We start from the raw sequence: 13,281 nt of genomic DNA on the forward strand, positions 1-13,281 counted from the left end.
TCTAAAAAATAATATAAAATTAATGAGGATAATATTATGAATAGCATGAAAAACAATCATATAGACCAGTCGAATAATATTGACATTCTTATTGCTGTCGATGTAATGGCTATCTTGAAAGATGTCAATAATAAAAAAATCTTCAATAATGGAAAACCTATCAGTAAATTGAGTACAGATAGTCAAAAACCAACGATAATTGATGGCAAATATTTTTATTATATTACCACTCAACAACAAGTATACGCCCCTAAAAACAATGCAAAGGGTACATTAAAAATTACAGGTAGACCAGGTGATACTCTTAGATGGAGAGCTACTAGTCTAACTGCTCAATTTGTCGATCAAGTCTTTTTATATCATATGGAAGGACCGGGGGTTGAAAATTATATTTCTACACCAGGGTTAATTCAACACCAATCTAATATTGTTGCTCCAGAAGGAAATAAAAATCCAATACCTAATGGAATATATGATGTTAAAAAATATCAGACAAATATTCCCTATCTACAATCTGAGTTGGATCATATAGGTCAAGCTAGATATACATGGTATATATCTATTTACAATAGATGGCCTACCCCAGGAGACGATAAAAGTGGAATTATTGGTTATTGTAGTTATAACCCAGACACTGATAACATTGATATCATTAATTAATATAATAATTTAAATCCAGAATTTTCTCACTGGAAGATTATTCCATAATCTTCCAGTACTTTAATTTCCAATTTTTTCAGCTTTACCTAATATCTTTAACAAATAGAAATTTATTTAATAATGGAAATTAATAATATGACTGTCTTATAAAACATAACTTACAGCATACAAGTAAAATTTATTTTCATCTATCAATTCAACAATCTCTAAATAATTACCTTCCTCACAGTCTAAATGCTGATATTTCTATTATTCATTTATCTAACGAAAATCACTTATAAAAACTATTACATCAGAAATCATAATTTTCCAAGCAAAACGACACTGAACTAAAATTTATCTTATCATTACTCACTTGGCTTAACACTTCCTTTCTTTAAAAATCTTCCTAGTACAACCCACGCTATTATTTCAAAAAACCACATCTGTTACTTATTCCACTTAAGTTAATCCATTAATAAGCAATAAAATCATTACTCTTATTAACTCATTATTATCTGAATAACCAACTAATTGAAATTTCTAATAGAAAATCGAGATGTAAAAGAAACGCCACTCGTTAATCAGAGCATGATATAACCAAGAGTATGCTTTAATAACAAATAAGTTAGCCCATACGCATGCAATTACCTATCAGGCTAAAACCCTATATTTATGTTTTATGGAATAAAATATCATCCTTATCGGTGAATGTATGATAAAAAGAATATCTATTTTAATATTGTGTGCTATTTCCTTTCAAATAACCGCTTCACCAGCAGAGTTAAATGATAATCTGCCGATGACTGAGGCCAGGAGAACGTTGCAAGATAGTTCCCGGGAAATTAACCAACTGATAGAACAACGCCGATATCAGCAACTAAAGCAACAGGCTAATACAATCCCTGAGTCAACTTCTGCGCCGGTATTGCCGGAATCCAAGCAATGTCTGCCGCTAACCGGTGTTTACCTTAAAGGGATCTCCCTGCTCTCGGTTCGGGATTTAAGTACGCTCAGCGCTTTGTCCCCAGAGTGTATCAGTAGTCATGATATCAATCGGCTCAGTCACGAACTGACACATCTTTATATCAGTCAGGGCTATATCACCGCCCGTATTCAGTTTATTGCGCCTAATACCGATGGAGAGTTAGGACTAAATGTTATCGAAGGGTTTATTGAAAAAATCGAAGGCGGTGATCGCTGGATGAACAGCAATATGTTATTTCCTGGTCTGGAAAAACAACCTCTCAATATCAAGCAAATCGATCAAGGTTTAGATCAGGCTAACCGGCTACAGTCCAATAAAACGACCTTGGATATTTTACCGGGAACGGTGAATGGTGGTTCGGTGATTAAACTGCATAATCAGCGCAGTAAGCCTTGGTTATTGAATATCAAAACTGATAATTATGGGCAAAAGAGCACTGGGAAATGGCTGGTCCGCACCAATGCCAGTTTTGACAGCCCATTGGGTTTATCCGATTTCATCAGCCTGAATGCCAGTAGTACGTTAGATAGCCCATCCAACCGCTATAGCCGTGCTTATACTCTGCTTTATTCTGTGCCCTATGGCGCAGCAACATTCAGTGGGTTTGGTAGTTATTCCCAATATGCCAGCCGCCCCCATTTACAAATGAGAACCATAAAGATTTATGGTGATACTCAGCAAATCGGCATGCGTTCTGATTTTGCCTTCTATCGTAATCAATCTCAGATTAATAGTGTTAGCGGGCAACTGACTTACAAGAATTACAATAATTATATCAACGATGCCAAGATTGGTGTCAGTAGCCAAACATTGAGTGTTTTTGAACTCGGTGTTAATCATTTACATATCATTCCAACCGGATTAATCACACTCAATCTAAGTGTTGAACAGGGTTTGCCTTGGTTTGGAGCACAAACCGGAACTGCTTATCTCGATAAACAGTTCACCAAAGGCAAGTTGATGCTCAATCTACATCAGCGTTTTATGCTGTTCAATTCTCCTTATCAGCTCAATAACCTGTTTTATGGACAATACAACCAGCGCGGTCTGCCCGGCGTCGAATGGCTGAATATCACTGATCGGAATGCAGTCCGGGGGTTTAGCAAAAATACGCTCTCCGGGGATAACGGCTGGTATCTGCAAAATACGCTGTCTCGGACGTTTCCCCTCGCCAACAGCACATTATCACTGCGTATCGGCATTGATACCGGCCGGGTTCAGGGATATCGCAGCCCACAAGGCTGGCAAAGCAGCGCCGGAATCAGTTCTGGCGCCACGCTGAGATACCAGCGCATGGTATTCGATATAGAAACCAGCCGAGGAAAGTTACGTTCCAATCGCCAAGCATCTGATGAACCCATTCAGGTGCTAGTCCGTTTTTCTTACACCTTTTGATAGTTTTACGCAGTACCCAACGCTGTACACACAGTAATATAACTAAATATATAGAGACTAATGTATGAAAAACAAAAAATTCAGGTTATCCCCTACCGGCAAGCTTGCCGCTTCTATGGCAATCATTCTTGTCTCTTGTTCCACCAGTTTTGCCAGTGAAATCGTTGGTGGTGGTGATCCAGCACACCATCCCGATATTTTCGCTGCCGAAGGTAAAGCAACGGTTGTGAATATCGTGACACCCTCCTCTTCCGGGTTATCACATAACCAATATCTGGATTACAACGTCGGTCAGATGGGCGTCGTTCTAAATAATGCGATGAAGGAGGGGCAATCACAATTAGCAGGTCAGCTCGCCGCTAACCCTAATTTAAATGGTCAAGCCGCTAGCCTGATTCTGAATGAAGTTATCAGCAGGAACCCTTCCCTGTTATTAGGTCAGCAGGAGGTGTTTGGTATAGCAGCAGATTATGTACTGGCAAACCCGAATGGCATCACCTGTAATGGATGTGGTTTTATCAATACTAACCGCGCTTCTCTGGTTGTGGGTAATCCATTGGTAGAACAAGGTGATTTGCAAGGCTTCAGTACGTTTAACAATCAGAATAGCCTGAAAATTAAATCGGATGGTTTAATCGCCAACGCGATCCTTGATCTTATTGCGCCGAAAATTGACAGCCGGGGCCCAGTCACCGCTCAAAAAGAGATTAATGCGATCAGTGGTGAAAATAAAACCTCAGCCACAGGAGAACTCATTGATTTTCAGCAAACGTTAACCGGTGTGCTGGATAGCTATTATCTCGGTAGTATGCAAGCCGGGCGTATCCGTCTACTCAATACCGCAAAAGGCAGTGGAGTTAATTTGCAAGGTTCTCTTACTGCCAGTGATGAAATTATGGTTAATTCCCACGGAAATCTCAATTTAGAAGCGGCACACCTGCAAGGCGGAAATGTTGAGCTTACAGGCAATAATATTGAGGTAAAAGGTAAAGTCAGCGAATCAGCATATAGCCGTGATGGTAGCAATAATTACCAAAGCTATTTCGGCGGTTCTTATGTCAATGATAGTAAAAGCAGTCAGTCACTTTCCCGCACCAAGCTAGCAGGCAAAAATATCTCATTGGTCGCCAACAGTAATAACCGGATTACAGCCACGGATATCACAGGTGATGATGTGAATCTGAGTGGCGCTAATCTGACTTTAGATGGGCAACAATTAAAGCAATCCACTAAAAATATTGATAACCAACGGGGTTACTCATGGCGCCATGAGGTGACTCAGGAGAGTGAAAAACTGCATCAGGCAGGGAATACGATAACCGCCCGGCAGAATGTGAATTTAAATGCCGTTGAAGGTGACGTTAAGATCCGTGGCAGCCAAATAGATGCCAACGATAAGCTGGCTATTACAGCGAAAAAAGATGTGCGAATTGCCGGCTTGACTGAAATGGAAACATCATCAGAAAAAGGTTACAAAAAAAATCATACGGCTAAATTGCAGACAGGAAGTTGGGAAGAGAGTCAACAGACCGAGCGCCTGATTGCCAGTAAATTACAAGCAGGTCGTAATCTTGATATTAAGGCCGGAAATCGAGCCGAGATTTTTGGAGCTAAAGTCCACGCAGGTCAAAATTTGACACTGGAAGCCGGTAAACAACTGCAAATTGATGTTCAGAAAACGGCTAACAGCGGTGCTGTACGTGATGATAAAAGATACTGGGGCGGTATTGGGGGCGGTGGGAATAAAGACAATAGTGAGTTGAAAGAAACCAGCCATGCCTCTGAACTGACGGCTAATGGACGTTTATTGCTATCAGGTTATGAGGGTATAGCGATTACCGGCAGTAAAGTAAAAGCGGCCCAAGGTGCTTTTGTGCATGCTAATAGTGGTGAAGTCACCATCGATAATGCGGTCAGCCATATCAATCAGAAAATCGATGAGCGAACAGGCACAGTACTTAACATCACTAACAGCTCAAAAAGAACCAATAGCCATCAACAGAAATCTCACGGCAGCGAATTGGTTTCTGAAGCGGATCTCAAATTACTCGGTGATGAAGATATCAATATTATTGGCAGCCAGGTGCAAAGTAGCGGCGCGCTTAGCCTGAACACATCCGGTAATCTCAAGGTGAGCTCTTACGGTGAACAGAAACAGGTTGATAAACAAAATAGTTCTCTGGATCTGCAAAGCCACTTCCAACCAAAGGGGGATAAGCAGTATCGTGCTGGCATAGGCATTGAACATACCAGTAACAGCCAAAAAAATCAGACGATAACACAGCAAGCTTCCACGTTGAGTGGAGGTAGCATCACTATTGATGCGGATAAAGATGTCACCCTGCGTGGTTCCAATCTGGTGACAACTACAGGTGATGCTAAGATCACCGGTGCGAATGTTCATCTGTTAGCTGCGGATAATAAAAAATCCGAAGAGAAATCTCAGAGTAAAAAGTACGTTGGTACCTATCTTACTGGAGGAATCGATAAAGTCGGTTCCGGCATTCATGGTAGTTATGAAGGAAACAACAGCAATCATACCAGTACGACCGCTGTTGTTTCCGGTTCTCAAATCGCAGGTAATTTGAACATTAAAGCCAACGGTGAATTGGTTCAGGAAGGGACGAAGCATGAAGTCAATGGCACTTATACTGCTGAGGCAGGCAAAGTCAGCAATTTGTCTGTATCGAATACGGAATCAAATGCCAATCGCAAACTACGGGTTGGTACAGATATTGGTGTCAACGTAGATTATAGCGCTGTCACTCGCCCGATTGAGAAAGTGGTTAAAGAACCGGCTAAGTCTGCGCTGGATGGCACTTTAACCAAAAAAGGCACACCTAATTTCGGAGCGGATATTGCCGCCAACGGCAGTAGCAGCCAGACCGCAAACAGAAAGTCCGAAGCGGTTGTAACCTCTGTTCAGGCCAGCGATATCGCCATTAAAACCAATGGCGAGCTGTATGATCAGGGTACTCAATATCGTGCTGATAAGGGTAACGTTACATTAACCGCCGGTAACCATACCAGTGAAGCAGCACAAAACCACCACCAAAGCAGCCACAGTGAAACCAACGGCAATGCTGACCTACGTGTTTATACCACCACCGGTGAAGATATTTCTGCAAATGGTAAGGGCAAAGGTGGCACACAAAGCAGCCATACTGCGACTACCACAGCAGTAACCAGCCGGATTACCGCAGCGGATGATATTAATATCCGTGTCGAACGGGATGCTGAATATCAGGGTACCTCTCTGAATGCTGGCTCAGGCAAAGCCAACATAGATGCTAAAGGTGATATCCGTTTCGATAACGCCACTAACAGCACCACTAAAACAGCAACCAGTTATAACGGAGAAGCATCAGCTAAAGGGGGAAACTCGCCAGAGGGCAAGAATGTTCATATCGGTCTTGGCGGCGGTTACAACACAGATAGCAAAAACAGTACCACAGCTCAGGTAAGTGAAATTGGCGGTAAGCAAGGTGTTAATCTGAGTGCAGGCAATAATTTGACATTGCAAGGGGCTAAGGTGGACGGTAAACAAATTGACCTGAATGCTAAACAAGGTAATGTTGAACTGGTATCTGCTCAGGATCGCATTAATAACGATGGTTGGGAATTTAACCTGAAAGGTAATGGGGGGAATGCAAGCTCGATCAAGAAAGCGGAAGATGACAGTACAACCACCACTACCAAACATAACTTTGGCGGGGAAGTCAAAGTAGGTATTGATCGCCTGCAAGCAACAACCCAACGTAATAGCCATATTAAAGGTGAAAATGTCGTTATCAACAGCGGCGGTGATACGACAGTTGCTGGAGCACGGATAGAAGCGGATCAGGTAAAAGGTAATATTGGTGGTGATCTACGAGTTGAAAGCCGTAAGGATACTGAACATGGGTTAAATGTCGGCGTTGATGCTGGCATTAATTACACGAAAGAATCCAAAGTAAAAAGTGACGAGATCCCTAAAGATGAGATAACTCAAGATGATTCTTCTAAAGACGATGTGCCGAAAGATGAGGTATTGAAAGATGATCCATCTAAAAACCCAACCGAAGAGCTACAACCAAAAGGATGGCAGGAAAGATTAACCTCTGCATTTAATAGTCTTAATAATATTAAAGGTATTAATGGGGTTACAGGTAAACTTAAAGGCAATGTTGATATTAAAGAGCGGGAAAATGTCGGCGAACAATCGGTTATTTCCGGTAATCAAGGGGTTAATTTAGATGTAAAAGGAAATACCTATCTGATTGGTGGACAGATTGGTAACGAGAAAGGTAATGTCATTCTTAATACCCAAAATGTGGAGCAACAATCTGTTACCGGCTATGACAATAGTAAAGGCGGTAATGTTGCATTACCTGATTCTGTGAGCGGAATTGTTAAGGCAGTTCAGGAAGGTGTATTATCCGGCAAAATACCTTTGGTGAAAACTTATAGTAATGAAACCGAAAGTAGTACAACTAATGGTGAAATAATTAATCGTAAATCTGATTAATTTGTACTTTTATAAAAGATCCTTCAAATGAGGGATCTTTTTATTGCTACGCATATCGAACATTTCAATAATTACCATTGATAATATTAATATTCTTTTCATAATGCTAAAGAATTAACAAATGTGGATTACGCTATAGCAATAATGCTAGTTACTACGTTAGCAAGCATGTCTGTTAATATTAGCAGAGCATTTAATATATTGATAAGCGAATATAAACCAGAGGATCTTAATTACTCTCACGAAAAGATAAAAACCTCACAAAAAGTATTAATTTCAATTATCTTAATAATTGTTTCAATATTAACATGGATATCAACCTCATATTTATCCAGCATTATTATATAATTTCTCATATCATCCGGAAAATCTCGCCTCGTTAGGCTAGTAGCATATCACTTTGACAAGTGACCTAGATTTGACAACGGAATTATCTCGTAGAAATATGTCATGATGAGATTACTCATATTCATGCAAGGTAACTATTTGAGGCTATACATGCCAAAGTGTGCAGAAAAACAGGAAACAACTCAACATCAGCCGAAACGGTTATCCAGAACTCCTTTGGAGAAAGGCATTCACCACGGCAAAAAAGCGATTTCTCTGACGGTCAGAGTAGGAAATTATATCCGCAATATTCCTATTATTGCTCACTTTATCCGTGCCACGCTGCGCTTTAATGATCGGATGGGTAATCAGTTTGGCGCCGCAATAACGTATTTTTCCTTCTTATCGCTTATCCCAATTTTGATGCTCTCTTTCGCTATTGCCGGTTTTATTCTGGCCTCTAATCCCGATTTGCTGGCAAAACTGATTAACGGCATCGCTAACAGTATTAGTGATCCGACTCTTGCCAATACACTGAAAAATAGTGTCGATACAGCAATTAAACAACGTACTACCGTGGGATTAACCGGTTTAGCAATTGCGCTGTATTCCGGGGTGAATTGGGTCAGTAATTTACGTCAGGCCATTCTTGCCCAATTCCATCCTGTCTGGGTGCGAAATCAGGAAGACAACGAGAAAATCTATTTTAAATATCTTCGTGATGCTATTTCTCTGATTGGGCTATTATTAGCGCTGGTGATCACGCTGTCACTGACTTCTATTGCAGGCTCCGCCCAAGCAACCATTGTCAAGATGCTAGGGTTAGATGGCATTGAGTGGCTACGTCCATCTTGGTTCCTGATTGGATTAGCTATTTCTATTTCAGCCAACTATCTGCTTTTCCTATGGCTATTCTGGGTGCTGCCTCGCCACCAGCCAGAACGTAAGGCACTATTAAGAGGGACATTAATGGCAGCGATAGGCTTTGAAGTGATCAAATATATTATGACCATGACGTTACCACGTCTCGCCAATTCCCCTTCCGGCGCCGCATTTGGATCTGTTATTGGTCTGATGACATTTTTCTACCTATTCGCCCGCTTAACACTATTCTGCGCTGCCTGGATAGCCACTGCGGATAATAATTATAAAAATACCGAATAAATGTGCCTTGGCAGAGCAAGTCTGCCACAATAATAACCAATGAAAAGGAGCTGTTTATGCCATTTGTCAATATCAGAATTACCCGTGAAGGTGCTACAGCAGAACAAAAGAAGCAATTAATTGAAGGAGCTACTCAGTTACTGGTCGATGTATTAGGAAAAAATCCGGCGACAACTTTTGTCATTATTGATGAAGTCGATACTGATAACTGGGGAATCGGCGGTAAGAATGTGACTGAGCTTAGAGCTGAGGCTAAAAAGTAACCGCCGATGATGAAGGGCGGGATTATCCGCCCTTTTGTTGCCTTAAGAGGCTTTTGCCTCGGACTTAGATATCGGTGGTTGTGCCGGAATATCAACCTTATCCTTATGTGACTCCAGCGACATAATCTGATTAAAACCATTTCTTAGCTGGTTTACATCCACTTCTGCTTCCCCTTTCGGTTGAATCAGAATAAATGCCACCTCTTGTGAAAGGATCTGCTTCAATTCACGATTAAGCATTTCAGGTGTCAAGGAAGCCAAAAATGCTTGCCTCAAGCGCTGATACTGTTCTGGGGCAATATCCACCACATTGCTCTGTTGGGACAAAAGACGCTGATTAATCAGAATATCCGTGCTGGTATGAGCATACATGGCAAATAACTGGCTAAGCTGTGCTTGTTTTTGCGCATATAACTCATCAAACTGCCCCTTCGGCAATCCTTTATCCCGTAGTGTGACCAATTCAGCCGCCAGATACTCCATTGCAGGTTTCAGATTACCTGCCGTCGTGTTGAGATTCAGGGCACAGCTCGCACGATGATACTGGACTTTACAATCCAGCCCCAATTTCAATGCTTTATCATTTCTTCTTTCCAGCCCAAGTTGCAGATAGCGATAAAGTGCCTCGCGGGTAATATCACTGATCCAATAGTGATTAATCACATGTGAATCATTAATCGGCTGCCAATTGAGATCCCAAATCAAGGATAAAGTATCTTCCTTCTTTTTATCGCTGATAATCCCTATGGTCTCCGGTTTCATGGGTGACAACGCTGCAACAGTGGCCGGGGTATGGCGTTTACCTTTCAATGATGAAAACGCTTGGTTGATATTTTCCGGCAGAGTACGGCTATCTACATGGCCCGCAACGTATAACGTCATCATATCAGGGGTATACCACTGCCGGTAAAATTGCTTAAGCTTCTCTAAATCAATAGGTTGAGGCGCGTTTTGTGCCGGATCGTGCCCTAACAGCGTTGAACCTTCCAAACGTCTACGCCACACGGGATCTTGTATGTCTGGAGGATAGGTTGCGACGGATGTATCAGCCATTTTCATGGCATGTTGTAGTGTTTCGGGTGTAAATACTGCTTTGCCCGCGGCATCAGCCAACCAGTTCAGCGCGTCTTTTAATAATTCAGGCCGATTATGTGGCAAGCTCAAGCTATAAAGTGTGAAATCATATGAAACAATAGCCGGAGGCAGTGGGTATTTTGGATCAATAGCACTGTTCCACAGCTGCTCCAATTTGGTAGAAGATAAACTTTTACTACTAAAGAGCACGACTTTCGGAATCAACCAGGTATAACCCGCTTGTTGGGTTTTCTCCGCCAGCGACCCTGTTTTCACTACCAGGCGCAACTGTATTCTGTCGTTAGGACGTTGTGGCGTCTGCAAAATTTGCCAGTTAAAGCCATTTTCCAGTTTACCTTGTTTCCAGGCAGGGTCAGGCTGCAAGGCTTCTGCCTGCGTCTGGCCCGCAACTGCCAGCATTATCCCACCAATCAAATAACGAATTTTCGTACCCTGCATGTGAACCCCTATAGATGTCTATCCTTGGTTTTAGCCTTCGAAGTTTTAACCATTGATGACAGAATATGTTCCCTTCGACCAATAATAACGGTAGAAAAAGCAAAAACCTGAATTTTAGCAGGTGAAATCCTGTCAGGATTATAACAGAGGATTAGACCTCAAACCGCCACGGATGGTTTCATGATGACGGAGGTTTATGCTTATCAAATTGACGATTATATCCCCTGATCAGCATACCCAATTCATCATCCTGATGGTATTTAGGGCAAGCCATTGGCTCTGATGATTGATCGTTATTAAGATCCCGTGCAATGTCACGTAATGGGTGCACAATAATCCGGTTAATACACCAGCTTATCGACACCGTAAGGATAAGGGCCAGTAATAAATAAGTTGTCAGCATCAGTGCCAACGTATTAATGACAAAACGATATACTCGGTTGGAATCCACTTGCAAAATCAGATGCCCTAGCGGTTTAGCATCTGTCGATACTGAACCATAAACATGAAGAGGAATACTCACTTCCACAGGGATCCCAAAAACACGTTTAGCCAGTTCGGGGATTGGACGATGGGTAGCAAAGCTCAATCGTATCACCCGGATATCCTCCGGTAACACCACATCTGCACGTCCTAAAATACCTACAGTGCGCAGCCCTATCAGCAACTCTTTTGCTTTACTGAGATCGGAATTAAGTAGCGCTTCCGTTAAAGGTGCCTGTACCTGAACTGCCGCATTATTAAGCTGGCTGATATAATCATCTTTACGTTGCTGTATAAAATGACACAATTGAATCGTAATAAAAATAGCAATGGTCACCAGCGTGACGCCGGTCACTGCGGCCATCTGTTTAATGGTTAACGAACGTTTGACGCGCAATTTCATTTTCACTTAAACCAATGCCTGTGGATATCGCAGTTATAACACGTGATCAATGGAATTGAGTATACTTGATTTTATCGCTAACGATCCTGTTTCACTTATCCAAGTCGTTATTTTCCTAAAATAATTGCCTTTAATAGCTATCTGTAACTATTAGAAAAACATATAAATATTCAATTTTCCTATTTAAAAGCGCCTAATTTGACCACAATGTGTAACACTGATGAAATCAAGCCACCAATCAGAAACTTAAATTAGTCACTCTTTTCGCATTACACGAAGAAAAGTATCAAGCCAAGCTACTTGTTTTTTCCTGGCAATCCACCCTTAATGACTCTGTCCAAGACACATTCCTAATAGTGATGTCGTCGTGATTTAACTAACTGCATACACAACATCATTAAGCAAAACGTAATGAAAGTTTGAATTTATACTATATTCTATTGTATGCACCTAATTTCAGAGAAGCATATATTAACCACAGTCATTCACTGTATGTCCTGACTCCTCAGCATGACACTATTAACCTTGTGTGAAAGGATGATGTGTATGAGTGATCTTGAAGATTTATACCCCTATCGTTTTTCAGCACTTTCCTATTCTAAAGCTGAACGGTTTGATGCTTGGCGAGAAGAGCATCAGCATCATAGTATTTCGCTAAAAATGCGTGAAATTATTATCTTAGATGCTAATTTCTGCGGGATGCATATAGGCGAGCTGATGCTTGGACGTTGGCGTTTCCTTAGCAAGCGCGAGAGTACAATCAATAACTTTGCTTATCGCTCATTAGACAAGATTCGCAAGGATAATCTTGACCATTATTATTTTCGCCTTAGCCTTTCTGATTCGTGGATTTATAATGATACTAGCCACCAAACTAAGGTAAGACCTTCACAATTGGCTGTTATCGATTTAGGTCAACCCTATAATTTGAGCATCGCCGAAGGTGAGGTCATCATGTTGATGGTTCCTCGCGATCTTCTTCCGACAACAACGGCTAATTTCCATGGAGCAGTCTTAAATCACAGCCTGGGACAGCTTTTTGCAGAACATATTAGAGCACTATTTCTGCATGCTCCCCACTTGCCTAAGAACGATATGCCACAGGTTATGCAAGCGACTTTGGGCTTCCTGAATGCAATGCTTTCTGCGACCCCAGATAATATTATTCAGGCACAAACCGCAATTGACACGACTTTATTCAACAGGATCAGACACTATATTGATCAAAATCTTAATTCAAATAAACTAAACGTTAACCAGATTTGTGAACAAATCGGTATCTCCAGGAGTCATTTATATCGGCTCTTCGAAACGGTAGGCGGTGTAGCAAGTTACATTTGTTCACGACGTTTATCTAAAGTTCATTCAATTCTGAGTTCCCAAATCACCCCACGTCAACGTATTGCTGACTTGGCTTATCAGTATGGGTTCAGTAGCCCTGTTCAATTTGCGCGTGCCTATAAGAGGAAGTTTAGCTATTCTCCAAGCGAAACGAAAAGAATAGTTCTTCCTACTGATGAAGATTCATCTGTCTTGAAGCCTAGTGACGATTTTTGGCTACGGTCTCGTTGATTGTTGA

General features: G+C 41.4%; 8 protein-coding genes. 6 read left to right on the top strand and 2 right to left on the bottom strand.

Annotation, left to right across the window (positions count from 1 at the left end; translation table 11 throughout):
• The first annotated feature begins 36 nt into the window (after positions 1–36).
• The 5 genes from KZ793_RS19400 (at position 37) to KZ793_RS19420 (ending at position 9,283) form a co-directional block, all read left to right on the top strand.
• The gene (locus tag KZ793_RS19400) at positions 37–660 is read left to right on the top strand and encodes an AidA/PixA family protein (RefSeq protein ID WP_225816822.1); all 624 of its coding nucleotides are present in this window, start codon (positions 37–39) and stop codon (positions 658–660) included.
• A gap of 694 nt (positions 661–1,354) precedes the next feature.
• A complete protein-coding gene (locus tag KZ793_RS19405; RefSeq protein ID WP_225816823.1) occupies positions 1,355–3,022 on the top strand; it encodes a ShlB/FhaC/HecB family hemolysin secretion/activation protein in 1,668 nt (555 codons plus the stop codon).
• A gap of 64 nt (positions 3,023–3,086) precedes the next feature.
• Complete coding sequence (locus KZ793_RS19410; protein ID WP_225816824.1) at positions 3,087–7,529, top strand: hemagglutinin repeat-containing protein; 4,443 nt, start codon at positions 3,087–3,089, stop codon at positions 7,527–7,529.
• 498 nt (positions 7,530–8,027) lie between these two features.
• Entirely contained in the window at positions 8,028–9,020 is a 993-nt protein-coding gene (gene yhjD, locus KZ793_RS19415; protein WP_225816825.1) for an inner membrane protein YhjD, read from the top strand.
• A gap of 56 nt (positions 9,021–9,076) precedes the next feature.
• Entirely contained in the window at positions 9,077–9,283 is a 207-nt protein-coding gene (locus KZ793_RS19420; protein WP_046395265.1) for a 2-hydroxymuconate tautomerase family protein, read from the top strand.
• Between the two features lie 42 nt (positions 9,284–9,325).
• Here the strand turns inward: KZ793_RS19420 and KZ793_RS19425 are convergent, their stop codons facing one another.
• Positions 9,326–10,816: an insulinase family protein gene (locus tag KZ793_RS19425; protein WP_225816826.1), complete on the bottom strand. Its 1,491-nt coding sequence runs from the start codon at positions 10,814–10,816 to the stop codon at positions 9,326–9,328.
• Between the two features lie 178 nt (positions 10,817–10,994).
• Positions 10,995–11,702 carry a HAMP domain-containing protein gene (locus KZ793_RS19430; protein WP_118985298.1) on the bottom strand — a complete coding sequence of 236 codons (708 nt, stop codon included), beginning with the start codon at positions 11,700–11,702 and terminating at the stop codon, positions 10,995–10,997.
• A gap of 546 nt (positions 11,703–12,248) precedes the next feature.
• Here KZ793_RS19430 and KZ793_RS19435 point away from each other — a divergent pair.
• Entirely contained in the window at positions 12,249–13,274 is a 1,026-nt protein-coding gene (locus KZ793_RS19435) for an AraC family transcriptional regulator (RefSeq protein WP_225816827.1), read from the top strand.
• The last annotated feature ends 7 nt before the right edge of the window (positions 13,275–13,281 follow it).

Source organism: Photorhabdus antumapuensis, from assembly GCF_020387775.1.
Classification (GTDB): domain Bacteria; phylum Pseudomonadota; class Gammaproteobacteria; order Enterobacterales; family Enterobacteriaceae; genus Photorhabdus; species Photorhabdus antumapuensis.